At 72.5% G+C, this 24,828-nt stretch carries 22 protein-coding genes; 13 read left to right on the forward strand and 9 right to left on the reverse strand.

Annotation, left to right across the window (positions count from 1 at the left end):
- Positions 1–369: 369 nt before the first annotated feature.
- On the reverse strand, positions 370–1,731 hold the full coding sequence (gene glnA, locus ACFCV8_RS02695) for a type I glutamate--ammonia ligase (RefSeq protein WP_352277664.1): 1,362 nt from the start codon (positions 1,729–1,731) through the stop codon (positions 370–372).
- A 234-nt stretch (positions 1,732–1,965) separates the two neighbouring features.
- Between glnA and ACFCV8_RS02700 the strand changes: the two genes are divergently transcribed.
- The 5 genes from ACFCV8_RS02700 (at position 1,966) to ACFCV8_RS02720 (ending at position 7,837) form a co-directional block, all read left to right on the forward strand.
- Positions 1,966–2,664, forward strand: a complete 699-nt coding sequence (locus ACFCV8_RS02700) for a DUF3105 domain-containing protein (RefSeq protein WP_376683421.1) — start codon at positions 1,966–1,968, stop codon at positions 2,662–2,664.
- Entirely contained in the window at positions 2,661–3,404 is a 744-nt protein-coding gene (locus tag ACFCV8_RS02705) for a DUF305 domain-containing protein (protein WP_376683422.1), read from the forward strand. Before ACFCV8_RS02700 ends, ACFCV8_RS02705 begins: the two co-directional genes overlap by 4 nt.
- A gap of 126 nt (positions 3,405–3,530) precedes the next feature.
- Positions 3,531–3,956 carry a CBS domain-containing protein gene (locus ACFCV8_RS02710; RefSeq protein WP_376683423.1) on the forward strand — a complete coding sequence of 142 codons (426 nt, stop codon included), beginning with the start codon at positions 3,531–3,533 and terminating at the stop codon, positions 3,954–3,956.
- Positions 3,957–4,302: 346 nt separating this feature from the next.
- Positions 4,303–5,991 carry a multicopper oxidase family protein gene (locus ACFCV8_RS02715; protein WP_376683424.1) on the forward strand — a complete coding sequence of 563 codons (1,689 nt, stop codon included), beginning with the start codon at positions 4,303–4,305 and terminating at the stop codon, positions 5,989–5,991.
- A 91-nt stretch (positions 5,992–6,082) separates the two neighbouring features.
- Positions 6,083–7,837: an NAD+ synthase gene (locus tag ACFCV8_RS02720; protein ID WP_376683425.1), complete on the forward strand. Its 1,755-nt coding sequence runs from the start codon at positions 6,083–6,085 to the stop codon at positions 7,835–7,837.
- Positions 7,838–7,862: 25 nt separating this feature from the next.
- On the opposite strand, the gene ACFCV8_RS02725 is transcribed toward ACFCV8_RS02720, so the two are convergent.
- The 4 genes from ACFCV8_RS02725 to ACFCV8_RS02740 form a co-directional block, all read right to left on the reverse strand.
- On the reverse strand, positions 7,863–8,474 hold the full coding sequence (locus ACFCV8_RS02725; protein WP_376683426.1) for a dihydrofolate reductase family protein: 612 nt from the start codon (positions 8,472–8,474) through the stop codon (positions 7,863–7,865).
- A 13-nt stretch (positions 8,475–8,487) separates the two neighbouring features.
- Complete coding sequence (locus tag ACFCV8_RS02730) at positions 8,488–9,516, reverse strand: endonuclease/exonuclease/phosphatase family protein (RefSeq protein ID WP_376683427.1); 1,029 nt, start codon at positions 9,514–9,516, stop codon at positions 8,488–8,490.
- 202 nt (positions 9,517–9,718) lie between these two features.
- The gene (locus ACFCV8_RS02735; RefSeq protein ID WP_376683428.1) at positions 9,719–10,372 is read right to left on the reverse strand and encodes a TetR/AcrR family transcriptional regulator; all 654 of its coding nucleotides are present in this window, start codon (positions 10,370–10,372) and stop codon (positions 9,719–9,721) included.
- A gap of 13 nt (positions 10,373–10,385) precedes the next feature.
- Positions 10,386–12,017: an MFS transporter gene (locus tag ACFCV8_RS02740; RefSeq protein ID WP_376683429.1), complete on the reverse strand. Its 1,632-nt coding sequence runs from the start codon at positions 12,015–12,017 to the stop codon at positions 10,386–10,388.
- A 186-nt stretch (positions 12,018–12,203) separates the two neighbouring features.
- Between ACFCV8_RS02740 and panB the strand changes: the two genes are divergently transcribed.
- From panB to ACFCV8_RS02755, 3 genes are all read left to right on the forward strand, one after another.
- On the forward strand, positions 12,204–13,091 hold the full coding sequence (gene panB / locus ACFCV8_RS02745; RefSeq protein WP_376683430.1) for a 3-methyl-2-oxobutanoate hydroxymethyltransferase: 888 nt from the start codon (positions 12,204–12,206) through the stop codon (positions 13,089–13,091).
- Between the two features lie 126 nt (positions 13,092–13,217).
- Positions 13,218–14,240 carry an ATP-binding cassette domain-containing protein gene (locus tag ACFCV8_RS02750; protein WP_376683446.1) on the forward strand — a complete coding sequence of 341 codons (1,023 nt, stop codon included), beginning with the start codon at positions 13,218–13,220 and terminating at the stop codon, positions 14,238–14,240.
- The gene (locus tag ACFCV8_RS02755) at positions 14,237–15,091 is read left to right on the forward strand and encodes an ABC transporter permease (protein ID WP_376683431.1); all 855 of its coding nucleotides are present in this window, start codon (positions 14,237–14,239) and stop codon (positions 15,089–15,091) included. Before ACFCV8_RS02750 ends, ACFCV8_RS02755 begins: the two co-directional genes overlap by 4 nt.
- 85 nt (positions 15,092–15,176) lie before the next feature.
- Here the strand turns inward: ACFCV8_RS02755 and ACFCV8_RS02760 are convergent, their stop codons facing one another.
- Positions 15,177–18,488, reverse strand: coding sequence for a BTAD domain-containing putative transcriptional regulator (locus ACFCV8_RS02760; RefSeq protein ID WP_376683432.1), 3,312 nt, complete (start codon positions 18,486–18,488; stop codon positions 15,177–15,179).
- A gap of 255 nt (positions 18,489–18,743) precedes the next feature.
- Between ACFCV8_RS02760 and ACFCV8_RS02765 the strand changes: the two genes are divergently transcribed.
- A complete protein-coding gene (locus ACFCV8_RS02765; RefSeq protein WP_376683433.1) occupies positions 18,744–19,550 on the forward strand; it encodes a site-2 protease family protein in 807 nt (268 codons plus the stop codon).
- A 19-nt stretch (positions 19,551–19,569) separates the two neighbouring features.
- Here the strand turns inward: ACFCV8_RS02765 and ACFCV8_RS02770 are convergent, their stop codons facing one another.
- Together ACFCV8_RS02770 and npdG are read right to left on the reverse strand one after the other, a co-directional pair.
- Positions 19,570–19,743 (reverse strand): hypothetical protein, encoded by a 174-nt coding sequence (locus ACFCV8_RS02770; RefSeq protein ID WP_376683434.1) that lies wholly within the window; start codon positions 19,741–19,743, stop codon positions 19,570–19,572.
- 99 nt (positions 19,744–19,842) lie between these two features.
- Entirely contained in the window at positions 19,843–20,553 is a 711-nt protein-coding gene (npdG, locus tag ACFCV8_RS02775; protein ID WP_376683435.1) for an NADPH-dependent F420 reductase, read from the reverse strand.
- 120 nt (positions 20,554–20,673) lie between these two features.
- Between npdG and ACFCV8_RS02780 the strand changes: the two genes are divergently transcribed.
- Together ACFCV8_RS02780 and ACFCV8_RS02785 are read left to right on the forward strand one after the other, a co-directional pair.
- Entirely contained in the window at positions 20,674–21,279 is a 606-nt protein-coding gene (locus tag ACFCV8_RS02780) for a hypothetical protein (RefSeq protein ID WP_376683436.1), read from the forward strand.
- Between the two features lie 64 nt (positions 21,280–21,343).
- On the forward strand, positions 21,344–22,687 hold the full coding sequence (locus tag ACFCV8_RS02785; protein WP_376683437.1) for an MFS transporter: 1,344 nt from the start codon (positions 21,344–21,346) through the stop codon (positions 22,685–22,687).
- A gap of 31 nt (positions 22,688–22,718) precedes the next feature.
- On the opposite strand, the gene ACFCV8_RS02790 is transcribed toward ACFCV8_RS02785, so the two are convergent.
- Complete coding sequence (locus ACFCV8_RS02790; protein ID WP_376683438.1) at positions 22,719–22,955, reverse strand: hypothetical protein; 237 nt, start codon at positions 22,953–22,955, stop codon at positions 22,719–22,721.
- A gap of 58 nt (positions 22,956–23,013) precedes the next feature.
- Here ACFCV8_RS02790 and map point away from each other — a divergent pair, with 58 nt between their 5' ends.
- Both map and ACFCV8_RS02800 read left to right on the forward strand, forming a co-directional pair.
- Positions 23,014–23,871, forward strand: coding sequence for a type I methionyl aminopeptidase (gene map / locus ACFCV8_RS02795; protein ID WP_376683439.1), 858 nt, complete (start codon positions 23,014–23,016; stop codon positions 23,869–23,871).
- A gap of 251 nt (positions 23,872–24,122) precedes the next feature.
- The gene (locus ACFCV8_RS02800; protein ID WP_376683440.1) at positions 24,123–24,785 is read left to right on the forward strand and encodes a heme oxygenase (biliverdin-producing); all 663 of its coding nucleotides are present in this window, start codon (positions 24,123–24,125) and stop codon (positions 24,783–24,785) included.
- Positions 24,786–24,828: the final 43 nt, after the last annotated feature.

The following is a 24,828-nucleotide window of genomic DNA, read 5'->3' on the forward strand; positions in this document are numbered from 1 at the left end:
CCCCCGCCTCCGGCACGGGACGGGCGCCTGCGCGGGCGGCACGGGGGTCTGCCGTCACTCCGGTGACGGCCCCGTCCGCGCACCCGGCTCATCGGCCTGGCGCGGGCTCTTCCGACGGGGGGTGCCGGCAGGAGGGGCCGGCAGGAGGGGCCCGGGGCCACGGCTCCGGGCCCCTTTCCGCATGGACGTCCTCGCACGACGGCGCCGACCGTCGCGGGTACGGCGGCCGCCCCCCGTTCCCGCACCCGCACCCGCACCCGCCGCACCGCGCCGACCGGCGGACGCCGGAACCACCGGGGTGATCGCCCCGGCCCCGTCCGCCGGACACCCGGCACCTCGGCGCGCGGGCTCAGCGGTCCCGGTGCCGGCCTACAGCACCGGCAGCAGGTTCTTCAGCTCGAAGGCGGTGACCTCGCTGCGGTACTCCTCCCACTCCTGCTTCTTGTTGCGCAGGAAGAAGTCGAAGACGTGCTCGCCGAGGGTCTCGGCGACCAGTTCGCTCTTCTCCATCAGGGCGATCGCCTCGCCCAGGTTCTGCGGCAGCGGCTCGATGCCCATCGCGCGGCGCTCCGCGTCGGAGAGCGCCCAGACGTCGTCGTCGGCGCCGGGCGGGAGCTCGTAGCCCTCCTCGATGCCCTTGAGGCCCGCGGCGAGCAGCACCGCGTACGTCAGGTACGGGTTGGCGCCGGAGTCGATGGAGCGGACCTCCACCCGGGCGGAGCCGGTCTTGCCCGGCTTGTACATCGGGACGCGGATGAGCGCGGAGCGGTTGTTGTGGCCCCAGCAGATGTACGAGGGGGCCTCGCCCCCGGCGCCCGCGGCGCGGGAGGAGCCGCCCCAGATCCGCTTGTAGGAGTTGACCCACTGGTTGGTGACGGCGGAGATCTCCGCCGCGTGGGTGAGCAGACCGGCGATGAAGGAGCGGCCGACCTTGGAGAGCTGGTACTCGGCGCCGGACTCGTAGAAGGCGTTGCGGTCGCCCTCGAAGAGCGAGAGGTGGGTGTGCATGCCCGAGCCGGGGTACTCGGAGAACGGCTTCGGCATGAAGGTCGCCTGCACGCCCTGCTCCAGCGCGACCTGCTTCATCACCAGCCGGAAGGTCATGACGTTGTCGGCGGTGGAGAGCGCGTCCGCGTACCGCAGGTCGATCTCCTGCTGGCCGGGGGCGCCCTCGTGGTGGCTGAACTCGACCGAGATGCCCATGGATTCGAGCATGGTGATCGCCTGGCGGCGGAAGTCCATGCCGACGTTCTGCGGGGTGTGGTCGAAATAGCCGGAGCTGTCGGCGGGGGTCGGACGGCTGCCGTCGACCGGCTTGTCCTTCAGCAGGAAGAACTCGATCTCCGGGTGGGTGTAGAAGGTGAAGCCCAGGTCGGAGGTCTTGGCGAGGATGCGCTTGAGGACGTAGCGCGGGTCGGCGAAGGACGGCGAGCCGTCCGGCATCAGGATGTCGCAGAACATCCGGGCGGTGCCCGGGGCCTCGGCCCGCCACGGCAGGATCTGGAAGGTGCCCGGGTCCGGCTTGGCGATCATGTCGGACTCGTACACCCGGGCGAAGCCCTCGATGGCGGAGCCGTCGAAGCCGATGCCTTCGTCAAACGCCTGTTCCAGCTCGGCGGGGGCCACGGCGACGGACTTGAGGTAGCCGAGGACATCGGTGAACCACAGCCGTACGAAGCGGATGTCGCGCTCCTCGAGCGTTCTGAGGACGAATTCCTGCTGCTTGTCCATAGCCACATCCTTGCAGTTCAGACGGTCCGTGCACCACCGCCCGGGACAGGGGAGGAGCTCCAGTGTCACGACCCGGGATTTCACCCAGATTACGCACACACAGTGAGATGGAGCACTCGGCCACCCACTACGATCGGCGCCCACGGCGCGCCGGGGGCGGAGCGGCTCCGCGACGGCCCCGCACGCGCCCGTGTCCCTGCCCGTGACCGCCCCTTCGCAGAAGGACCTGACGCCATGAGCTTCGCCCCGCAGAACCCCGTGGACCAGACGCACGACGCCCACCGCCCGGGAGGGCGCCGCGACCGCGCCCTGGCCATAGGCCTGAGCGTGCTCGTCGTCGTGGGCATGGTCGGCTTCGGCTCGTACCTGGTGCTGACGGCCACGTCCGAGGCGGCCGACCAGAAGCGGTCCGCCCCGACGGACGGAGGCGGCACGACGGGCGACGGCAAGGCGCCCTCGCCCGGCCGGGAGCGGCCCGCCGACGGGAAGATCGAGGGGCTGCGGACCTGGGACGCGGCGAAGCTGACCCGCAATCACGTCAACGGGCCCGTCACGTACCCGATGAAGCCTCCGGTCGGCGGTGACCACAACCCCGTTTGGATGAACTGCGACGGCGTGGTCTACACCAAGGCCCTCCCCGATGTGAACGCCGTGCATTCGCTGGAGCACGGATCGGTGTGGGTGACCTACACCGGCAAGGCACCGCGCGCCGATGTCGACAAGCTCGCCGAACAGGTGTCCAGGACGCCCTACTCGCTGATGAGCCCGTACCCGGACCAGTCCGGGGCGATCATGCTGACCGCCTGGGGCAAGCAGCTGACCGTGAACAGCGCCGACGACCCCAGGGTCGGGCAGTTCTTCTCGCAGTTCGTGCAGGGCCCGCAGACCCCCGAGCCCGGTGCCACGTGCTCGGGCGGGCTGGAGGCGCCGTGACCCCGGCGGTACGCGTCCGGCGCGGCCGGTGGGCGGCGGGCTCCGTCGCGGCGCTCGCGCTGCTGTGCGCGGGGGCGGCGACGGTCGCCTCCGCGCACGGGGGCGGGAGCGGGGCGGACCACCACGCCACCGCGCAGCGCACGCCCGCGACGGACTCGGCGGACGCCGGTTTCGCCCGCGACATGGCCGTCCACCATCAGCAGGCGGTGGAGATGTCCTTCGTCGTACGCGACCGTACGCACGACGAGGAGGTGCGCCGTCTCGCGTACGACATCGCCAACACCCAGGCCAACCAGCGCGGCATGCTGCTCGGCTGGCTGGATCTGTGGGAACTGCCGAAGACGGCCGCCGGGCAGGAGCCGATGGGCTGGATGGCGGCCGGGCACGAGGGGCACTCCACGGCCGGCCCGGCGGACATGGCGGACATGGCGCAGATGAGCGGGGCGGCCGGGACGGGCGACGGCTACCGGCCGCACGACGGCTCCCTGATGCCCGGCATGGCCACCCGGACGGAGCTGGCGCGGCTCCGCGGCGCGAGCGGCAGGGCGGCCGAGGTGCTCTACCTCCAGCTGATGACCGACCACCACAGGGGCGGCATCGACATGGCCCGCGGCTGCGCGCGGCTGTGCGTGGTGCCGGCGGAGCGGCGGCTGGCCCGGGGGATGGTCGAGGCGCAGCAGTCGGAGCTGGACGCGATGGCCGGCATGCTGGCGGCCCGCGGGGCGACACCCCGCCCCTGAAAAGTTCCCTCCGGCCGCAGATGCACCCGAACGGGTGACAGCGGTCGCGTCCCCCGAACGGACCCATGACGATGGGTCCGTTCGGGGGCGCACAGCATGCCCATCGGCACGCAGGAGGAATTCCTCATGACCACCGCCAAGGACATCATGCACACCGGGGCCACCTGGATCCCCGCGCACGAGACGCTCGACCGGGCCGCGCAGCTGATGCGTGACCACAAGGTCGGTGCGCTGCCCATCTCGGCCAACGGCGAGCAGGACCGGATGATCGGCATCCTCACGGACCGCGACATCGTGATCGGCTGCGTGGCCATGGGCCACGACCCGTCGAAGATGACCGCGGGCGACCTCGCCCACGGCACGCCGCGCTGGATCGACGCGGAGGCGGAGGTGGACATGGTGCTGGACGAGATGCAGACGCACCGTATCCGCCGGCTTCCGGTGGTCGAGAACAAGAAGCTGATCGGCATGATCAGCGAGGCCGATCTGGCGCAGCACCTCAGCGACGAGCAGATCGCCGGCTGGGCGGCGAAGGTCTACGCGCACGGCTGATTCCGCCGTCGTACGGCCCCGCTGCCCCGGTCCGCCACCCCGGCCCGGCCCCCTCCTGCCCGAGGGGTGCCGGGCCGTCCCGCATCCCCGTCGCCGCCCGGCCCCGTCCCCGTCCCGATCCCCGCCGCGGGACCCGTCTTCACCGCCGTGAGGACACGGCCGCAGGACGCGCGACTGCTCCGGCGCGCGGGTGATACCCGGCGGGGGTAGTGTGCTCGACATGACCCTGAGTGGACGCATGACATACGGACAGTCGTCGCTGTCCGCGCCGCTGATATAGGAGGGGCGCGCCTCCCCCTCCCCCAGCAGACCGACCCGCCGAACACATTTCGAGGTGCACTCCGTCATGCGTACTCCACCCACCCGACGCGCCGTGCTCGGCGCCGCTGTCGCCACCGCCGGTTCGGCGGTACTGGCCGGGTGCTCCGACGAATCCGGTACGGGCCGCGACGGCCGGACGACCGACGGCCCGAGCGCCGGCGGTACGAGCCACGGCGGCGCGAACCGCGGGGGCGCCCCCCGCGGGCGGTCCAAGGGCGAGTACGTCTCCCCGGACGGGCCGGAGGTCTCCACGGCCGAGGCCGGGCGGGGCACCGGCCCGCTGCGGAAGGTGAATCTCGTCGCCGCCCCGGCCCGGCTCGAACTGGGCGCCGGGATCACCGTCGACTCCTGGGCGTACGACGGCCGGCTGCCCGGCAAGGAGCTGCGGGTCACCGTCGGCGACACCCTGGCGCTCAACCTGGCCAACAACCTCCCCGCGGAAACGTCACTGCACTGGCACGGCCTCAACGTGCGCAACAACATGGACGGCGTGCCCGAGGTGACCCAGGCGCCCATCGGGCCCAGGACCGAGTACTCCTACCGGTTCACCGTGCCGCACGCCGGGTCGTTCTGGTTCCACCCGCACACGGGCGTCCAGCAGGACCGGGGGCTGTACGCGCCGCTGATCGTGGACGACCCGAAGGAGCCCCTCAAGTACGACAAGGAGTGGGTCGTCGTCCTGGACGACTGGGTCGACGGGGTGGACGGCTCGACGCCCGACTCGGTGCTGAACGAGCTGAGCCACGGCCGGGGCGGCATGGGCCACGGCATGAGCCACGGCGCGGGCGGGCACGGCGCGCCGGGGAAGCCCGCCAGGTCCAACGGCGGGAAGCCGCTCAGCGGGCCCTCGCGGCTGGAGAAGGACTCGTACAGCAGGCTGCTCGACAGCCACGGCGGCGATGTCGCCTACCCGTACTACCTGATCAACGGCCGCGTCCCGAAGGCCCCCACCACCTTCGGCGCCAAGCCCGGCGAGCGCATCCGGATCCGCATCATCAACGCGGGCGGCGACACCGCCTTCCGGGTGGCGCTCGGCGGCCACCGGATGACGATCACCCACACCGACGGCTACCCGGTCCGGCACACCACGACCGACGCCCTGCTGCTGGGCATGGGCGAGCGGTACGACGTGGTGGTCACCGCGGGGGACGGGGTCTTCCCGCTGACCGCGCTCGCGGAGGGCAAGAACGCCACGGCGCTGGCCCTGCTCCGCACCGGCAAGGGCACCGCGCCCGCCGCGAACGTGCGCCCCAAGGAACTGGACGGACGGCTGGTCGAGGCGTTCGAGCTGATGCCGGACCCGTCCATGGAGCTGCCCCGGCGCGCGCCCGACCGGCTCCACCGGTTCAAGCTGACCGGCAACATGCGGGCGTACAACTGGGCCTTCGACCACACTCCGTACAACCCGCACCAGCGCCATCCGGTGCGGGCCGGCGAGCGGGTCCGGCTGGAGTTCTACAACGCCACGGAGATGTGGCACCCGATCCATCTGCACGGGCACTCCTTCGGCGTGGTCGGCCCGGCCGGGCGGCGCCACGAGGCCACCCAGCGGGGCCGGTCCCACTGGGCGCGCAAGGACACCACGATCGTCCGGCCGAACAGCTCCCTTGCCGTCGAGTTCGACGCGAACAACCCGGGGCTGTGGATGCTGCACTGCCACAACATCTACCACTCGGACATGGGCATGATGACGGTCCTCGGCTACCGCACCTGATCCGCCCCCGGGGCGCGGTTCTCGCGGGCCGCGGAGCGGGTTCCGCGTCCCGCGAGGACATTGCGTCAGTCAGACGATTACACTGGTCCGCGTGCCTCAACTACGTCTCGCACTGAATCAGATCGACTCGACCGTCGGCGATCTCGCCGGAAACACCGAGGCGATCGTCCACTGGACCCGGCACTCCGCCGAACAGGGCGCCCACCTGGTGGCGTTCCCGGAGATGGTGCTGACCGGCTACCCCGTCGAGGACCTGGCCCTGCGCCCGTCCTTCGTCGAGGCCTCCCGGCAGGCGCTGCACGCGCTCGCCGCCCGGCTCGACGCGGAGGGCTTCGGGGAGCTGCCGGTGGTGGTCGGCTACCTCGACCGCTCCGAGACGGCCCAGCCCCGCTACGGGCAGCCCGCCGGGGCCCCGCAGAACGCCGCCGCGGTGCTGCACCGCGGGCAGGTCGCGCTGAAGTACGCCAAGCACCACCTGCCCAATTACGGCGTCTTCGACGAGTTCCGGTACTTCGTGCCGGGCGACTCGATGCCGGTGGTGCGGGTGCACGGCGTCGATGTGGCGCTCGCGATCTGCGAGGACCTCTGGCAGGACGGCGGCCGGGTGCCCGCCGCCCGGGCCGCCGGTGCCGGGCTGCTGCTGTCGATCAACGCCTCGCCGTACGAGCGGGACAAGGACGACACCCGGCTGGAGCTGGTCCGCAAGCGGGCCCAGGAGGCCGGCTGCACCACCGCGTACCTGGCGATGATCGGCGGCCAGGACGAGCTGGTCTTCGACGGCGACTCGATCGTGGTCGACCGGGACGGCGAGGTGATCGCCCGCGCCCCGCAGTTCGCCGAGGGCAGCGTCGTGCTCGACCTGGAGCTTCCGGCGGCCGCCGCCCAGGCCCCGTCCGGGGTCGTCAACGACGGCCTGCGGATCGACCACGTGGTGCTCTCCGAGGAGCCGCTACCGGCCTACCCGGCGGAGCTGACCGGCGGCTACGCCGAGCGGCTGGACGACGACGAGGAGCTGTACTCGGCGCTGGTCGTGGGCCTGCGGGCGTACGCCGCCAAGAACGGCTTCCGCAGTGTGCTGGTCGGGCTCTCCGGCGGGATCGACTCGGCGCTGGTCGCGGCGATCGCCTGCGACGCGCTGGGCGCGCAGAACGTGTACGGCATCTCGATGCCGTCGAAGTACTCCTCGGACCACTCCAGGGGCGACGCGGCCGAGCTGGCCCGCCGCACCGGGCTGAACTTCCGCACCGTGTCGATCGAGCCGATGTTCGACGCGTACATGGACGGCCTGGGGCTCACCGGCCTCGCCGAGGAGAACCTCCAGGCCCGGCTGCGCGGCACGACGCTGATGGCCGTCTCCAACCAGGAGGGCCAGATCGTCCTCGCCCCGGGCAACAAGTCCGAGCTGGCGGTCGGCTACTCCACCCTGTACGGCGACGCGGTCGGGGCGTACGGCCCGATCAAGGACGTCTACAAGACGTCGGTCTTCCGCCTCGCGAAGTGGCGCAACCGGGCCGCCGAGGAGCGCGGGCAGACGCCGCCGATCCCGGAGGCGTCCATCACCAAGCCGCCCAGCGCCGAGCTGCGCCCCGGCCAGGTCGACACGGACTCGCTGCCCGACTACGACGTACTGGACCGCATCCTGGAGCTGTACGTCGACCGGGACCAGGGGCTGGCCGAGATCGTCGCGGCCGGCTTCGATCCGGTGCTGGTGGCGAGGACGCTGCGGATGGTGGACACCGCGGAGTACAAGCGCCGCCAGTACCCGCCGGGCACGAAGATCTCCCCCAAGGGCTTCGGCAAGGACCGCCGCCTCCCGATCACCAACCGCTGGCGCGAGTCGGCCTGAGCGGACGCGGAACGGAGCACGGGATCTACGAGTCCGCCCCGTAGGTTCCGTACTCCGGGCGCCCGGCCGAGGCGTAGGTGTGCACCGACAGACCGCCCGGGGTCGTCCGGTGGCCGACGAGCCGCAGCCCGGCCGGGGCACCGCCGTCCGGGAACAGGCGGCGGCCCCGGCCCACCACGACCGGGGCGATCACCAGGCGCAGGGTGTCGACCAGCCCGGCGGCCAGCAGGGACTGGGCCAGCCGGGCACTGCCGTGGATCTGCAGTTCCCGGCCGGGCAGCCGCTTCACCTCGGCGACCCGGGCGGGGACGTCCCCGGACAGGACGGTGACCGGATTCCACGCGGCCCCGGTCGGGCTGTGGGAGGCCACGTACTTCGGCAGGCCGTTCATGAGGGCGGCGAAGGGGTGCTCGGGCATCCTCGGCCAGTCCCGTGCGAAGTTCTCGTACGTACGGCGGCCGAGGAGCAGTGCGTCCGCCTCGCCGAGCCAGGTGCCGGCCAGCCGCTCGAACTCCTCGTCCAGATGCGGGACGAACCAGCCGCCCCGGGTGAAGCCGTCGCTGGTGTCCTCGTCCGGGGAGCCGGGCCCCTGGGAGACACCGTCGAGCGTCAGGAACTCCTGCACGACCAGCTTCATCTCACGTCCCGTGTCAGAGTTTCACCCGTGCCGCGATCGGCAGGTGGTCGCTTTCGGTCCGCTCCAGCGTCCAGGACGACATCGGTTCGATGTCCCGCACCAGGATCTGGTCGATCCGGGCCATCGGGAACGAGGCCGGCCAGCTGAAGCCGAAGCCGTCGCCCGCGGCACCCTGGGTGGAGCGCAGCTGGGAGGTGACCGCGTTGAGCGCGCGGTCGTTCATCGTGCCGTTGAGGTCGCCGAGGACGATCACCCGGTCGAGGCGTTCGTCGGCGATGGCCTCGCCGAGGGCGTCGGCGCTGTCGTCGCGCTGGTTGGCGGTGAACCCGGCGTGCAGCTTGACGCGCACCGACGGCAGGTGGGCCACGTAGACGGCGATCTCGCCCTTCGGGGTGGCCACCGTGGAGCGCATCGCCCGGGTCCAGCCCATCTTGATGTCGACCGGCCGGGTGGCGCGCAGCGGGTACTTGCTCCAGAGGCCGACGGTGCCCTGGACCGAGTGGTGCGGGTAGCGGTCGGCGAGGGCCGCCTCGTACGTGGCGACCTTGCCGGTGGGCAGTTCCTCCAGGGCGATGACGTCGGCGCCGGAGGCGGCGACCTTGCGGGCGGTGCCCGCGGGGTCGGCGTTGTCGGCGTTGACGTTGTGGGTGGCGACGGTGAGGTCGCCACCGCTGCCGGATTTGTCGGTGAGCAGTCCGCCGAAGGCGTTGAACCAGACGACGGCCGGCAGCAGCAGGGCGACCAGGGCGGTCGCCGAGCGGCGTACCAGGGCCAGGATCAGCAGCAGCGGGACGAAGAGCCCGAACCACGGCAGGAAGGTCTCGGAGAGGCTGCCCAGGTTGCCGATGGCGTTGGGGATTCTGGCGTGGAAGGCCAGCACGAAGGTGAGGAGGACCGAGCAGCAGGCGAGGACGATGCCGCGCCGCCAGATGCCGGGGTCGCGGCCCAGTCTTCCGCGCAGGTCCCGGAGGCGGGAGCCGGGCCCGGCGGGTTCCGGTTCCGTGCGGTCGTTCCCGGTGTCCGCTCCGTACGCCTGCACCATCGCTGTCCTCACTGCTGCTCTGCCGTGCATGTCGCCGCAGCTTCGACCCTAGGCGATGAGCGGCGTGTTTCCCGCCGTCGGCGACGGCTGTACTGCCACCAGGACGAACGGCGGGGTCCGGCGGGTTCCGGCGGGGCCGGGTCCGGCGGGGCTTGTGACAGAACCCGCACAATCAGGCCATTTAGCTTCCGGTTCGGGCGCGTCAGCGGTGGCCGGCGCGGGGTGCGAGCCCTTCCACCAGGGTCCGGACGATGCGGTCGGCGAGGTCCTCCGGCAGCGGCGCGTCGGGGCGGTGGACGGTGCGTACGAGCATGGGCCCGAGGAACAGGTCGTCCATCAGCTCGACGTCCAGGTCCGCGCGGAGTTCGCCCGCGTCGACCGCGCGCCGGACGGCGGCCAGCATGGCGGCGCGGCGGGGGCCGATGACATTGCGGTGGTACTCGTCCCACAGCCTGGGGTGGCTCTTCATCTGCGCGAAGACGTTGTGCAGCAGGGCCGAGGAGCGCTCGGCCTGGCCGCGCCTGCGGATCGATTCGAGCAGCAGGCGCAGGTCGGCGAGGCCCTCGGTGCCGGAGACGACGGGTTCCGGTGGCTCGATGTCGCGCAGGACGTCGACGAAGAGTTCCTCCTTGCCGCTCCACCGCCGGTAGATCGTCGCCTTGCCGACCCCGGCGGTGCGGGCTATCCGCTCGATGGACAGGGTGCCCAGCGGCTCGCCCGCCTCCAGCAGCCCGGCGACGGCGTCCAGGATGGCCCGCTCGGCGGCCGCGCTGCGGGGGCGGCCGCGCCGCGGTTCCGGCCCCGCCTCCGCCGCCGCGGCCCGGTCCCGGTCCTGCTTCTCTGCCCGTACGCGCACGTCGTTCCGCCTTTCACTGCACCGTCCGGCCGCCGGGCCGATTGTCGCCGACGGTGGCGGCGGTGCCGTCGGCCGCCTCCGGTCCGGGTGCCGCGGCCGGCCTGCCGGGCAGGAAGAGGGCAACCACCAGGGCGCCCAGCAGGGCCACGGCGGCCGATCCGGCGGCGGTGACGTGCATGGCCTTCAGGAAAGCGTCGTTGGCCGAGGCGATCAGCGGCGCACCCGCCGGGCCCATCCGGTCCGCGATGCCGAGGGTCGCCTCGATCGACTCCCCCGCCGCCTGCCGCGTACCGGCCGGGACCGCCCCGAGGTGCCCCTCGATGCCGCGCCGGTAGACGGTGGAGAGCACCGAGCCGAGCACGGCGACCCCGAGCGCCCCGCCGACCTGCCGGAAGGTGTTGTTCACGGCCGAGCCTGAACCGGCCTTCTCCCGGGGCAGCGACTGCATCACCGCGACGGTGACCGGGGTCATCACATGGGCCATGCCCGTGCCCTGGACGAAGAAGAGCAGGCACAGCACCCAGACCGGTGTGGTGGCGTCGAACAGCATGAACGACGACAGCCCCACCGCGACCAGCAGCATGCCCGCGGTGCAGGTGGCGCGGACGCCGAAGCGGTCGACGAACAGCCTGGCCCGGGGGGCGAAGATCATCTGGGAGGCGGCCAGCGGCAGCAGCATCAGCCCGGACTGGAGCGCGCTCCAGCCACGGACGCTCTGCATGTAGAAGGCGGAGAAGAAGGTCACGCCCAACAGCGCGAAGAACACCAGCGCTATGGCGGCGACGGCCGCGGCGAACGACGGCTCCCGGAAGTACCCGATGTCGATGGCGGGGTGGCTGCTGCGCTTCTCGTGCCAGACGAACCCGGCGAGCACGGCGAGGCCGCCGATGCTCGACGCCAGCACCACCGGGTCGGTGAAGTCGGCGAGCTGGCCGCCGCGGATGATGCCGTACACCAGCAGCACCAGGCCCAGGATGGAGAGCAGTACGCCGAGCGGGTCGGTCCGGCCCGGGTTCGGGTCCCTGGAGTCCGGCACCAGCAGCATCATCGCGATCAGCGCCACGATCACCACGGGTACGTTGACCAGGAAGATCGAGCCCCACCAGAAGTGTTCGAGCAGCAGCCCGCCGGTGATGGGGCCGACCGCGATGGCCACACCGACGCTGCCCGCCCATATCCCGATGGCCCGGGGCTGTTCCTCGCGCTCGAAGACGTTCATCAGGACGGCGAGGGTGGCGGGCATCACGAACGCGGCGCCGAACCCCATCACGGCGCGCCAGGTGATCAGCTGCGCGGGCGAGCCGGACATGGCGGCCAGCGCGGAGCCGGTGCCGAACAGCAGGATGCCGAAGAGCAGCACCTTCTTGCGGCCGATGCGGTCGCCGAGCAGGCCCGCGGTGAACAGGAGACCGGCGAAGACCAGCGTGTAGGCGTTGATCGCCCACTCCAGCTGGCTCTGGGTGGCGCCGAGGCCCGTGGGCGCGGGGCTCGCGATGGTCTTGACCGCGACGTTCAGGATCGAGTTGTCCAGGACGACGATGAGCAGGCTGAACATCAGGACGACGAGGATCGCCCAGCGGCGGCGGTGGACCGCCTCCGGGATGCGGGGCGCGGCGGCGGCGCGGGCACCTGGCGGTATCGACATGACAGGAGCCTAGCCGATTTCGATACGAGACCGTCTCGTATTGGAAAGGCGGCGGAATTCCCGCCCCCGTGCCCCGGGGACCGGTCCGTGCGGACCCACTTCCCGCGGAGCGGCACGGGATGCCACCATGGAGGCGATCCGGGGACGCCGTCAGGGCGCCTCGAGATGACGAAGGAGCCGTTGGCCATGTCGCTTCAGGCTGCGCAGAATCAGTCCGTACCCTCTCCCGCGGGAGCCCCCGCCGACAGCAGCAAGGCGCTGTACGGAGGCAAGAGCACCCGCCGTATCTCCGTCCACGACATCGCCGCCGCCACCGGGCGCGGCGAGAAGTGGCCGATGCTCACCGCCTACGACGCGATGACCGCGTCCGTCTTCGACGAGGCCGGTATCCCGGTCATGCTCGTCGGCGACTCCATGGGCAACTGCCATCTCGGTTACGAGACCACCGTGCCGGTCACGATGGACGAGATCGCGATCCTCTCGGCCGCCGTCGTCCGGGGTACCCGGCGTGCCCTGATCGTCGCGGACCTGCCCTTCGGGGCGTACCAGGAGGGCCCCGTCCAGGCCCTGCGCAACGCCACCCGGCTGGTCAAGGAGTCCGGGGTCGGCGCGGTCAAGCTGGAGGGCGGCGAACGGAGCCACGAGCAGATCCGGCTGCTGGTCGAGGCGGGCATCCCGGTGATGGCCCACATCGGCCTGACCCCGCAGTCCGTCAACGCGATGGGCTACCGGGTGCAGGGCCGCGGCGAGGAGGCCGCCCAGCAGATGCTGCGGGACGCGAAGGCGGTGCAGGACGCGGGGGCGTTCGCCGTCGTGCTGGAGCTCGTACCGGCCGAGCTGGCCGCCGAGGTCACCCGCACCCTGCACATCCCGACCGTGGGCATCGGCGCGGGTCCGGACACGGACGCGCAGGTGCTGGTCTACACCGACATGGTCGGGCTGACCGGCGGCAAGGTGCCGCGCTTCACCAAGCAGTACGCGAACCTGCGCAAGGTGCTGGGCGACGCGGCGAAGGAGTTCGCCGAGGAGGTCGTGGGCGGCGCGTTCCCGGCCGCGGAGCACACCTTCCACTAGGGCCCCGGCCCGGGCCCCGTCAGGGGGCCACGAGAACCACTGCCCGCACCACCGACAGCCCGCCGACATCCCCCATCGGCGGGCTGTCGGCCCGCTGTCGGTGAGCTGTCGGTGGCGGCTGGTCCCATGGTCGGCATGACGCGAATCGACAAGAACCCCAAGAGCGGCACGAACGCCGTGGAGGTCCGGGGTCTGGTCAAGCACTACGGCTCGACCAAGGCTCTGGACGGTGTGGACCTCGATGTCCGCGAAGGCACCGTGCTCGGTGTCCTCGGCCCCAACGGAGCGGGCAAGACCACCCTCGTACGCTGCCTGTCCACGCTGATCGTCCCCGACGCCGGGCACGCCGTCGTGGCGGGCTACGACGTGGTGAAGCAGCCCCGGCAGCTGCGCCGGACCATCGGCCTGACCGGGCAGTACGCCTCGGTCGACGAGAAGCTCTCCGGCTGGGAGAACCTCTACATGATCGGGCGGCTGCTCGATCTGTCCCGCAAGGACGCGCGGGCCCGCGCCGACGAGCTGCTGGAGCGCTTCTCGCTCACCGACGCGGCCAGGAAGGCCGCCATGGACTACTCGGGCGGCATGCGGCGGCGGCTCGACCTGGCCGCCTCGATGATCGGCAACCCGGCCGTCCTCTACCTGGACGAGCCGACGACCGGCCTGGACCCGCGGACCCGCAACGAGGTCTGGGACGAGGTGCAGCGGATGGTCGCGGAAGGCGCGACCGTGCTGCTGACCACGCAGTACATGGAGGAGGCCGAGCAGCTCGCCAACGAGCTGACGGTCATCGACAAGGGAAAGATCATCGCCCGTGGCGGGGTCGACGAGCTGAAGGCGAAGGTCGGCGGCCGCACCCTCCAGATCCGTCCCTCGGACCCGGCGCAGCTGCCCGCGATGGCGCAGGCGATCCGGGGGGCCTCGCTCGACGGGGTCGCGGGCGCGCAGGCCGTCCCGGACGAGGGGCTGCTGTACGTACCGATCCTCAGCGACGAGCAGCTGACCGCCGTCATCGGGCTGCTCGGCACCCGGGGCTTCCAGCTGGCGCACGTCGCCACCGCGCTGCCCAGCCTGGACGAGGTGTTCCTGGCCATCACCGGCGAGAAGTCCTCTTCCGCCGCCGACACGATCCCCGAGGAGGTCGCGGCATGAGCACGGCGACTCTGACCCCCACGCCCGCGTCCACCGGTTCCGCCCGGCCCAGGGAGGTCCGTGACGAGGGCCGGATCGGGCTGCGGAGCAATCTGCGCCACATCGGGGCGCTGGTGCGGCGCAATCTGCTCCAGATCAAGAAGGATCCGGAGTCGATGTTCGACGCGCTCCTGATGCCGGTCATCTTCACGCTGCTGTTCGTGTACGTCTTCGGCGGCTCGGTGGGCAGCAGCATGGGCGGCGGACGGCAGGAGTACCTGAACTACCTGATCCCCGGTCTGATGGCGATGATGGGCATGAACATCGCCATGGCGGTCGGCACCGGGGTGAACGACGACTTCCGCAAGGGGGTCATGGACCGGTTCCGGACGATGCCGATAGCCCGTTCCTCGGTGCTCATCGCGAAGATCGTGGTCGAGCTGGGCCGGATGATGGTCGCCACGCTCATCCTGCTGGCCATGGGCTTCGCCCTCGGCATGGAGCTGCAGCAGTCGGTGCTCGGGCTGATCGGGGCGATCGCGCTGTCGGCCGCCTTCGGTGCCGCCATCATGTGGATCTTCATCCTGCTCGGGCTGACCATGAAGACGTCCCAGGCCGTCCAGGGCATGGGGATGCTGGTGCTGATGCCGCTCCAGTTCGGTTCCTCGATCTTCGCCCCGACGCAGACGATGCCGGGCTGGCTGCGGTCGTTCACCGAGTACAACCCGCTGTCCAACCTGGCCGACGCGGCGCGCGGGCTGATGATGGGCGGCCCGGTCGCCCACTCGGTCCTGGTGACGCTCGGCTGGACCGTGGTGCTCACCGCGGTGATCGCGCCGCTGGCGGTCTCCAAGTTCCGCAAGAAGTCCTGACGCGAGAGGTCCTGACGCGGGAAGCACCGGCGCGGGACATGCCGGGCGCGGGAAGCGCCGGGCGCGGGACCGGACCGGCCACGGTTCAGTCGCGGTACGGCTCCACCAGGGCGGTGGCCTCCTCCAGGGAGAGGCTGCCGCCCTCGGCGTATGCGCGCTCGTAGGCGTCCGGGCCGAGTACGGCGCGGGCCAGCGCCTCCGCCCGCTCCCGGTCCTGCCGCTCCATCGAGGTCGGCACGTGGCCCCGGGGCAGCAGCTCCTGGCCGGCGCCCAGCAGCCGGGCCGCCGTCGCCGCCCGGGCCTCGCCGCCGAGACCCGCCAGCGAGCGGGCGAGGGTCACCAGGTGGATGACGGTCATCTGGGGAGCCATCAGCTGCGACAGCTGGTCGCCCGAGCGGTCCAGTGCGACCAGGGCGCGGGGCAGTGCGCGGGCGTACTGCCCGTCCTGGTTGTCCAGCCAGGCCCCGACCCCTATCACGACGCCCTCGAAGATGGCCATGGTCTCGGTGTGGAACTCCCGGCTCAGCTCGGCCAGTTGCTCGCGCGCCCCGTCGGTGCGCCCGCTGCGGCCCAGCCACATGGCCAGGTGGAGCCGGGCGAAGGACATCGCCTCGTGGCCCTCCTCGAGCACCTCGCGCAGGATCGCCTCGCCCTCGGCACCGCGCCCCATCTCGGTGACCACGGCGGCGTAGCGGGTGCGCAGGACGGCCACCTGGGTCTGGGCGCCCAGCCGCTGGGCGTAGTCGATGGCGGCCGCGTAGTCCTCGGCGGCGCGGGCGTACTCCCCGTGCCGTTCGTTGGCCTCGCCGCGCGCCGAGAGCGCCTCGGCCGCGCCCCAGCCGTCGCCGATGCGGCTGAAGAGCTCCAGGCTCTCGTCGGCGTCGCCCCGGGCCTCGCCGGACCACTCGGGCCGGTTGGCCAGGACGTTGGCCCGCATCTGGAGGGCCGCGGCGAGCTCCCACTCGTAGCCGTACGCCCGGCAGGCGTCGACCCAGGCGTCCAGCAGTTCGCGCAGCTTGCCGGTCTCGCCGACGAGCATCACCGCGAAGAACCAGAGCGAGGCCGGGCCGCGGCAGGTCTGCGGCTGGCCGGGGCGGTAGGTGTCCGCGATGACCCGCAGCCGGGCCATGCCCTTCTCGTCGGTCCACCGCTCCATGGCGTGCTCCATGCTGACCAGCCGGAGCATGGCGTTCTGGCGCCGGGCCTCCTGGAGCAGTTCGGGCCGCATCGGCGGCGGGGCGTCGATGCAGCGTTCGGTGAGGGAGGGGGCGGGTTCGGCGGGTCCGGCGAAGGGGTCGGGGCCCAGCGCGGCGACCGCGTCGGTCCACTGGAGGGCCTCGGTCCGCAGGTCGCGCATCTGCCAGTACCAGCAGAGCGAGAGCACCATGCTGAGCGCCTCCTGCTCGTCGCCGGCGGCGACGGCGTGGCGCAGCGCGGTGCGGATGTTCTCGTACTCGCGCTGGAGGAGCGCGATCGCCTCCCGCTGGCCGGGGCCGCGCAGCGCGGGGTCGGTGGTACGGGCCAGCTCACGGTAGAACACCTGGTGGCGCCGGACCACGGGGGTCCGCTCGGCGGCTTCGTCGAGGCGTTCGGCGGCGTACTCGCCGACGGTCTCCAGCAGCCGGTAGCGCATCTCGCCGTCCTCCGCGGGGGCGGCGACGACCAGTGATTTGTCGACGAGCGAGCCGAGCAGCGCGGCGATCTCCGGTTCCTGGGCCGGGCCGTCCGCGCAGACCGCCTCGGCGGCGGTCAGGGTGCAGCCGCCCGCGAAGACGGAGAGGCGGCGCAGCACGGCGCGTTCGGGCCCGTCGAGGAGGTCCCAGGACCAGTCGACGACGGCGCGCAGGGTCTGCTGGCGGGGCAGCACGGTACGGGCCCCGCTGGTGAGGAGGCGGAAGCGGTCGTCGAGCCGGTCGGCGATCTGGCGCGGGGTGAGCATCCGCAGGCGGGCGGCGGCGAGTTCGATGGCGAGCGGCATGCCGTCGAGGCGGCGGCAGATCTCCGTCGCGGCGGCCGCGGTCTCCGCGTCGGCGTCGGTGCGGAAGCCGGGGCGGGCGGCGGCGCCGCGTTCGGCGAACAGGCGGAGCGCCATCGGGTCGGGCAGCGATTCGACGGGGCGGACGAACTCGCCGGGCACGCCGAGCGGTTCGCGGCTGGTCGCGAGCACGGTGAGGTGCGGGCAGCGGGCGAGGAGGTGGTCGGCGAGGTCGGCGGCGGCCGCGATCAGGTGCTCGCAGTTGTCCAGGAGCAGCAGCATGCGGCGCCGGGAGCAGTGCTCGGTGAGCCGGGCCAGCGCGTCGCCCGCGTTGCCCTCGGCGGCCCTGAACTCCCCGGCACCGGCACCGCGCAGCACGGTCTCGCGGGCGCCGAGCGCGGTCAGTACCGCCTCCGGGACGGCCTCGGGGTCGTCGACGGGGGCGAGTTCGGCCAGCCAGACACCGTCGGGCCAGGCGGACGCGACGGATTCGGCGGCCTCCTGGGAGAGCCGGGTCTTGCCCGCGCCGCCGGGGCCCAGGAGGGTGACGAGCCGGGCGTGCGCCAGGTCCTCGTGCAGCGCCTCGATCTCCTCCTGCCGTCCGACGAAGCTGGTGAGCCGGGCCCGGAGATTGCCCTGCGGCACGACGGGAGCGAGGGCGGGAACAGGCGCGGGGGCGGGTGGCGCGGCCGGCGGCGCGGGGTCCTGGCGGAGCAGTTCGGTGTGCAGGGCGCGCAGTTCGGGGCCGGGGTCGGTGCCGAGGCGGTCGGCGAGCCCGGTGCGTACGTCCTCGTAGGCGGCCAGGGCCTGGGCGGTGCGGCCCGCGTCGCGCAGGGCCCGCAGCCGCAGCGCCTGGAGGGGTTCGTCGATCGGGTGCTCGGCGCACAGGGCGGCCAGCTCGGGCAGGGCGTCGTCGGCGCGGCCGAGCGCGAGGAGGGCGCGCAGCCGGGCGCGGCGGGCGTCCAGACGGCGGGCCTCCCAGCGGGCGGCGGCGCCGGCGCGGTCGGGCAGATCGGCGAGGGCTGGGCCGGTCCACAGGGCGAGGGCCTGGTCGAGCAGGGCCCGGGCGCCCGCCGCGTCGCCCCGCTCCAGGGCCCGGACGCCCTCCCCGGCGAGCCGCTCGAAGCGGTGCAGGTCGACCGCGTCCGGCTCGGCGGCCAGCCGGTAGCCGCTGTTCACGGAGGCGACCGCGTCATGGCCGACGGCTCGCCGGAGCCGGCCGACGAGCGCCTGGAGCGCCCCCACCGCGTCGGCGGGCGGCTCGCCGTCCCACACCTCGTCGACGAGGACGGCGGCGGGGACGGTGCGGCCGGGGCGCAGCGCGAGGACCGTGAGCAGGGCACGCAGCCTGGCTCCGCCGAGGGTGACGGGCGTGCCGTCGTCGTGGAGTGCCCGGGTCGTTCCGAGAATGCAATAGCGCACCGGCCTATTCTCCGTGACCGGAAGCGGGACGGGCACACCCGGCCGAGGGATCCCCCGTACGTGGCACGCGGGACGGGCCGGGCGGGCTCGGCACGCCCGGTGTGTTCGCCGTACACCCGTCCTGTGTGTTCGTCATACCCCCACCTTTTCCGGAAGTGCCGCCCGGCCGCGAGACGTTTATGGCGTGTCGGCGGTACGGTCGCCGTCCGGTCCCCGCCCCGGCCCGCCGGTCCGCCCCTCCCCCAGGAGTCGCCGATGCCCACCGCAGCAGCCCGCAGCGACCGGCGGATCAGCCCGGTCTTCCTCGGGATCGCCGCCGTGACGGCGGTGGCCGGCTGGGCGGTGTGGGCCGGTGCCGGGTATCCGTACGGGCTCGCGGTCTTCGTCTTCGTCACGGGCGCGTGGATCGTCTCGCTCTGTCTGCACGAGTACGCGCACGCCCGGACCGCGCTGCACAGCGGGGACGTCTCGGTGGCCGCCAAGGGCTACCTCAGCCTCAATCCGCTCGCCTACACGCACGCCCTGCTCAGCATCGTGCTGCCGGTGCTGTTCGTGATCATGGGGGGTATCGGGCTGCCCGGCGGGGCCGTCTTCATCGAGCGGGGCCGTATCCACGGGCGGTGGAAGCACAGCCTGGTCTCCGTGGCGGGGCCGCTGACCAACGTGCTGTTCGCGCTGGTGTGCACGGCGCCGTTCTGGCTGGACGCGCTGAGCGGTGTGCCCGGGGAGTTCCGGTACGCGCTGGCCTTCCTGGCCCTGCTCCAGGTCACCGCGGCGATCCTGAACCTGCTGCCGGTGCCCGGCCTGGACGGCTACGGGGTGATCGAGCCCTGGCTGCCGTACGGGGTGCGGCGCGCGGTGGCGCCGTACGCGCTGTACGGGCTGCTCGTGGTGTTCGGCGTGCTGTGGATCCCGGGGATCAACCAGGCGTTCTTCGACGCCGTCCGGGGTCTGCTGGAATCGCTCGGCGTGCACGGCCTGGACACGGAGTGCGGCCGGGCCGCCTACCGCTTCTGGGAGCACTGGAACGCGGAGTACCCGGCCTGCCTGGCCGGCCGCTGACCAGCGCCGCACGGGCGTCTCACCCGGAGGTACGCGCGCGCCCCCTGCGCAGGTAGAACCACGCCATGTTGGACGAGAGTCCGGCCAGCAGCACCCAGACGATTCCGAGCATGCTGCCCTGGACGAACGAGATCACGGCCGCGACGACCGCCAGGACGCAGACGGCGATGGCGTAGAGAGCGAGTCGGGGCATGGGAAAGGCTCCTGTCGGGGGTGGTGCTCGGTCCCGTCCAGTGTCCCCCATGCCCCTTTCCGCTCACCGGAGGGTGGGGTCCGACGCGGCGGGACCGGCTCAGACGTCGGTGGTGCGCAGTCCGGCGTGCGCCTTGTAGCGGCGGTTGACCGAGATCAGGTTGGCGACCAGCGACTCGACCTGGTGCGCGTTGCGCAGCCGCCCGGCGAAGACGCCCCGCATGCCGGGGATCCGGCCGGCCAGCGCCTGGACGGTGTCGGTGTCGGCGCGGGCCTCGCCCAGGACCATCACGTCGGTGTCGATCTCCTCGACCGACCAGTCCTGGAGCAGCACCGCGGACAGGTGGTGGAAGGCGGCGGTGACCCGGGACCCCGGCAGCAGGGCGGCGGCCTGCTCGGCGGCGCTGCCCTCCTCGGGCTTCAGCGCGTAGGCGCCCTTCTTGTCGAAACCGAGCGGGTTGACGCAGTCGACGACGAGCTTGCCCTCGAGCTCCTCGCGCAGCGACTCCAGCGTCTTCGCGTGGCCGTCCCACGGCACGGCGACGATCACGATGTCGCTGCGGCGGGCGCACTCCGCGTTGTCCGCGCCCTCGACGCCGTGGCCGATCTCCTCGGCTGCGGTCCGCGCGCGGTCGGCGGCCCGGGAGCCGATGATCACCCGCTGCCCGGCCCGGGCGAGCCGGTAGGCGAGGCCGCTGCCCTGGGGGCCGGTGCCGCCGAGCACCCCGACGGTCAGCCCGGAGACGTCGGGGAGGTCCCAGGGGTCTTTGGCGGGCGGCTTGGCCGCCTGGTCATTGCTCTTCGTAGTCATGGCTCCGACACTACTGCCCGCCACTTGAGCGGACCCGCTGTCACCCCTTGTCCCCCGTTCGGCTGTGCGCGAGGCCGTTCGCCGGTGCCGGGCGGGGGTGCTGGGGCATGATGCCGGGCCATGGATGCCGTACGCGTCGCCCTGCTCCGTGAAGTGCTCGCCGGGACCGAGTGGCCGACCGCGACCCGCCGGTTCGCCGGGGCCCTGCGGTCCTCGGTCGTCCCGCACGGCGGCGGTCTGCTGCTGGTGGGGACGGCGGCGTACGAGCCGTGGCACCTGGCGGCCCATCTGGCCGACGAGTCCACCTGGTCCGGGCTGCCGGAGCTGGCCCCCGTCCTGGTGCGCCACCGGGTGAAGCCGGGCGGCCCCGCGCATCTGGCCGTCGGCCTGGGCCGGATCGAGACGGCCGGACGGGGCGAGACACTGCTGCTGGTGGCCCCCGAGCGGCCCGGGGCCGGGCTGCTGGAGCGGGTGCACGACGCGCGGCGTGCCGGGGCCACGGTGCTCTCGCTGAACGACGGCGACCCGGAGGTGCTCGGGCTCGCCCACGAGACGCTGACGGTGACCGACGCCGACGACGTCGACCTGGACACCGTGCAGCATCTGGTGAGCGCGGCGGCCGGGGAGAACAGCGCCCCCGCGCCGCGCGGCCGTCGCGGCGGCCTGCGGGACCGGCTGTCCCGGCTCGCCGACCAGCTGACGGCACCCCCGCCCGCCCGCTGGTGAGGGCGGGGGCCGTCGCGGAAAAACCCGTTGCGACGGCACCGACGGGCTCGGAACATGGCCCTCCGTGACTTCCGCTCCCTCCCCGGCCGCCCGGCTGGCCGCGCTGCTGCCCGACCTCTCGCCCCTGCGTTCCTCCGCCGACTTCCGGCTGCTGTGGGTACAGGGCCTGGTGACGTACTTCGGCAGCTTCATGGCGTTGATCGCGCTGCCGCTCCAGATCAAGGAGCTGACGGGTTCACCGCTGGCCGTCGGGGCGATGGGCGCGGTCGAGCTGGTGCCACTGGTGGTCTTCGGCCTGTACGGCGGGGCGCTCGCCGACGCGGTGGACCGCCGCAAGGTGATCCTGGCCACCGAGGCGGGGCTGGGGGTGCTCGCCCTGGTCCTCCTGGTCAACGCGGCGCTGCCGGACCCGATGCTCTGGCCGCTGTACGTGGTCGCGGCCGGGGTCTCCGCGCTCTCCGGGCTCCAGCGGCCCGCGCTGGACTCCCTGATGGCCCGGATCGTGCCGCACGAGCAGCAGACCGCGGCCGCCGCGCTGAACTCGCTGCGCTGGCAGTTCGGCGCGATCACCGGCCCGGCGGTGGCGGGGGTGGTGGTCTCCTACGCCGGTCACGCCACCGCGTACACGGTCACGGTGGCCACCTTCGCCGCCTCCGTCCTGCTGTGCCTGCGCCTGACGCCCGCGCCGCCCGTCCGGGAGAACACGAAGCCGTCGCTGCGCGGCATCGTGGAGGGCGCCCGGTACGCCTGCAGCAGGCCGGTGCTGCTGGGGACGTACGCGGTCGACATGGCGGCGATGTTCTTCGCCTTCCCCAACGCGATCTTCCCGTTCCTGGCGGACGAGCTGGACGCCGACTGGTCGCTGGGCCTGATGTACGCCGCGGGCTCGATCGGGTCGCTGGTGCTGGGCCTGACCAGCGGCTGGACCTCGCGGGTGCGGCGGCACGGGCTGTTCGTGGTGTTCGGGGCCGCCGTCTGGGGGCTGGCGATCGCCGGGGCCGGGTGGTTCGGCAACGTGTGGCTGGTTCTGGTCTGCCTGGCGGTGGCGGGCGCGGGCGACATGCTCAGCGGCCTGGGCCGCTCCACGATCTGGAACCAGACCATCCCGGAGGAGCTGCGGGGGCGGCTGGCGGGCATCGAGGTGCTCTCGTACAGCGTCGGCCCGCAGCTGGGCCAGGTGCGGGCCGGTGCGATGGCGGGCTGGACGGGGACCAGGGCGGCGGTCTGGAGCGGCGGCGCGGCCTGTGTGGCCTCCGTCGCGCTGCTCGCCGCCGTGCTCCCCAAGCTGCTCACCTACGACTCCGCGACGGACGAGGACGCGCTGCGCGGGCGGCGGGCCAAGGAGGCCGGGACCGGCACGCCGGAAGCGGCGGTCCCGGCCCCGGAGGCCGGTCTCTCCGAGGCGTGAGGCCCCGCCCCGGGGCGTGAGGCCCCGCCGCTCACCCCTCCCGGTCGGGCGGGGTGTCCGCGTCCCGGTCGTGCCACTTGGGGTCGTTCTCCCACTCCAGGTTGCGTTCCCGGGCGGTGTCCATGGCGTGCTGGGCCTCCTCGCGGGAGGTGTACGGTCCGAACCGGTCCTTGGCCGGGCACTCGGGGCCCTCCTCGACCTTGTGGTGCTCCAGGCAGTAGTACCACTCGCCCGGTTTGCCCACCGTGCGCTTCTTGAACAGGGCCATCAGCGGCTCCTTCCCTCGGGGCCATGCTGCCCCAAGCGGGCTGGATAGACTCGCCGACATGTCTGGCCAGTCGCTGCTCGCACCCGGGGAGATCTCTCCCATCCGCACCGTGCCCGGAAAGATCCGGCGCCCCGAATACGTGGGCAAGCCGGCCCCCACCCCGTACACCGGCCCGGAGGTCCAGGACGCCGACACCGTCGAGCGCATGCGGATCGCCGGACGGATCGCCGCGCAGGCGATGGCGGAGGCCGCGAAACACATCGTCCCGGGCGTCACCACGGACGAACTCGACCGGGTCGCCCATGAGTTCATGTGCGACCACGGCGCATACCCCTCGACACTCGGCTACCGCGGCTTCCCCAAGTCGCTGTGCACCTCGCTCAACGAGGTGATCTGCCACGGCATCCCGGACTCCACGGTGCTGCGCGACGGCGACATCGTGAACCTCGACGTGACGGCGTACATCCACGGTGTGCACGGCGACAACAACGCCACGTATCTCTGCGGCGAGGTGGACGAGGAGTCCCGGCTGCTCGTGGAGCGCACCCGGGAGTCGCTGAACCGGGCGATCAAGGCGGTCCGGCCGGGCCGCCAGATCAACGTCATCGGGCGGGTCATCGAGTCGTACGCCAAGCGCTTCGGCTACGGGGTGGTGCGGGACTTCACCGGGCACGGGATCAATTCCTCGTTCCACTCCGGCCTGATCGTCCCGCACTACGACAGCCCGCAGGCGACCACCGTGATGAAGCCCGGGATGACGTTCACCATCGAGCCGATGCTCACGCTGGGCAGCCACGACTACGACATGTGGGACGACGGCTGGACGGTGGTGACGAAGGACCGCCGGCGCACCGCGCAGTTCGAGCACACCCTGGTGGTGACGGAGACGGGCGCCGAGATCCTGACGCTCCCGTAACCGGATTCCCCCACCGAAGCGGCCGCCCCGAGGGCGGCCGCTTTCGCGTGTGTGCGGCGCGTTCTTGCCGACGGACTGTCGGTAATTTTACCGACAGCCCGTCGGCAAGCTGTTGACTTAGGTAAGCCTAAGTAGCAGGATCGGGGGTAGTCGACAGCTTCCGCCGCGATGGGCGGGAGCTGGCGCTCTGTCCGAATTCCACCGGACGTACTTCCCCAGGACGTACCGTCCCCGCCGCCCGGAGGCCCGCCTTGGACGCAACCGCCGCCACTCCCTTCTCGACGCTCATCCGCACCGCGTCGCACCAGCAGCACACCGAGGCGGAGTCCTCGGCCTTCATGGGCGACCTGCTGGGCGGACGGCTCGGAATGGACGCGTACACCCGCTACACCGAGCAGCTGTGGTTCGTGTACCGGGCGCTGGAGGAGGGGGCGCGGGAGCTGGCGGACGACCCGGTCGCCGGCCCCTTCATCCGCCCCGAGCTGATGCGCACCGCCGAGCTGGAGCGGGACCTGGCCCACCTGCGCGGGGCCGGCTGGCGCGAGGGGCTGGAGCCGCTGCCCGCGACGGCCGCGTACGCCGGGCGGGTCGCCGAGTGCGCCCGCGACTGGCCGGCCGGCTATGTCGCCCACCACTACACCCGCTACCTCGGCGACCTCTCCGGCGGCCAGATCATCCGCGACCGGGCGGAGCGGACCTGGGGCTTTGCGCGCAAGGGCGACGGGGTGCGGTTCTACGTCTTCGAGGGCATATCGAATCCCGCCTCCTTCAAGCGGGACTACCGCGAGCTGCTGGACGCGGTGGAGGTGGACGACCTGGAGAAGCAGCGGATCGTCGACGAGTGCAGGCGGGCGTTCGCGCTGAACACCGCGGTGTTCCGGGCGCTGGGCGAGGAGTTCCCGCTCAGCGCGTAGCGCCGGGCGCGCGGATCGGGAGGGGCGGGGCCGGTGAGCACAC

The organism is Streptomyces sp. NPDC056347 (assembly GCF_042262625.1).
Lineage (GTDB): Bacteria > Actinomycetota > Actinomycetes > Streptomycetales > Streptomycetaceae > Streptomyces.

Excerpts from the sequence above, each read along its gene's own strand:
- ACFCV8_RS02715 (WP_376683424.1), top strand. The coding sequence starts at position 4,303 with ATGCGTACTCCACCCACCCGACGCGCCGTGCTCGGCGCCGCTGTCGCC.
- ACFCV8_RS02755 (WP_376683431.1), top strand. The coding sequence starts at position 14,237 with ATGAGCACGGCGACTCTGACCCCCACGCCCGCGTCCACCGGTTCCGCC.
- panB (WP_376683430.1), top strand. The coding sequence starts at position 12,204 with ATGTCGCTTCAGGCTGCGCAGAATCAGTCCGTACCCTCTCCCGCGGGA.
- ACFCV8_RS02725 (WP_376683426.1), bottom strand. The coding sequence starts at position 8,474 with ATGAAGCTGGTCGTGCAGGAGTTCCTGACGCTCGACGGTGTCTCCCAG.
- ACFCV8_RS02765 (WP_376683433.1), top strand. The coding sequence starts at position 18,744 with ATGCCCACCGCAGCAGCCCGCAGCGACCGGCGGATCAGCCCGGTCTTC.
- ACFCV8_RS02780 (WP_376683436.1), top strand. The coding sequence starts at position 20,674 with ATGGATGCCGTACGCGTCGCCCTGCTCCGTGAAGTGCTCGCCGGGACC.
- npdG (WP_376683435.1), bottom strand. The coding sequence starts at position 20,553 with ATGACTACGAAGAGCAATGACCAGGCGGCCAAGCCGCCCGCCAAAGAC.
- map (WP_376683439.1), top strand. The coding sequence starts at position 23,014 with ATGTCTGGCCAGTCGCTGCTCGCACCCGGGGAGATCTCTCCCATCCGC.
- ACFCV8_RS02730 (WP_376683427.1), bottom strand. The coding sequence starts at position 9,516 with ATGGTGCAGGCGTACGGAGCGGACACCGGGAACGACCGCACGGAACCG.
- ACFCV8_RS02710 (WP_376683423.1), top strand. The coding sequence starts at position 3,531 with ATGACCACCGCCAAGGACATCATGCACACCGGGGCCACCTGGATCCCC.
- ACFCV8_RS02790 (WP_376683438.1), bottom strand. The coding sequence starts at position 22,955 with ATGGCCCTGTTCAAGAAGCGCACGGTGGGCAAACCGGGCGAGTGGTAC.
- ACFCV8_RS02770 (WP_376683434.1), bottom strand. The coding sequence starts at position 19,743 with ATGCCCCGACTCGCTCTCTACGCCATCGCCGTCTGCGTCCTGGCGGTC.
- ACFCV8_RS02750 (WP_376683446.1), top strand. The coding sequence starts at position 13,218 with ATGGTCGGCATGACGCGAATCGACAAGAACCCCAAGAGCGGCACGAAC.
- ACFCV8_RS02700 (WP_376683421.1), top strand. The coding sequence starts at position 1,966 with ATGAGCTTCGCCCCGCAGAACCCCGTGGACCAGACGCACGACGCCCAC.
- glnA (WP_352277664.1), bottom strand. The coding sequence starts at position 1,731 with ATGGACAAGCAGCAGGAATTCGTCCTCAGAACGCTCGAGGAGCGCGAC.
- ACFCV8_RS02740 (WP_376683429.1), bottom strand. The coding sequence starts at position 12,017 with ATGTCGATACCGCCAGGTGCCCGCGCCGCCGCCGCGCCCCGCATCCCG.